This is a genomic window from Silvania confinis, from assembly GCF_025564085.1.
GTDB classification, from domain to species: Bacteria; Pseudomonadota; Gammaproteobacteria; order Enterobacterales; family Enterobacteriaceae; genus Enterobacter; species Enterobacter confinis.
In genome coordinates this window covers 1-343 of the sequence record NZ_JAMGZJ010000014.1, presented here as the reverse complement: position 1 = coordinate 343, position 343 = coordinate 1, and the positions used below count along the sequence as shown (strand labels likewise).

General features: G+C 48.7%; 1 tRNA gene. It reads right to left on the bottom strand.

Annotated elements, in window-relative coordinates:
- Nucleotides 1–183 precede the first annotated feature (183 nt).
- Nucleotides 184–258 (bottom strand) — tRNA-Glu (locus tag M8013_RS00065).
- Nucleotides 259–343: the final 85 nt, after the last annotated feature.

Below are 343 nucleotides of genomic sequence, written 5' to 3'. Positions count from 1 at the left end.
TGTCGTGAAAATTTGAGAGACTCGAACACACCGCTTATCTGCTCTTATTACGGAGAGCAGACACAGTGTGTCGTTTCAATTTTCAGCTTGATCCAGATTTTTAAAGAGCAAATATCTCAAACGTGACTCACTGAGCCAGTTTTGAGATATCGTTGGTTGTGCCTTTCACCCACAGCCAGCAAGTGGCGTCCCCTAGGGGATTCGAACCCCTGTTGCCGCCGTGAAAGGGCGGAGTCCTAACCGCTAGACGAAGGGGACACGATGTGTCACGACTTCGTAGCCGTCTTGCTCGTTACTTTTCATCAGACAATCTGTGTGGACACTACAAAGGCAGGTTCTTCAG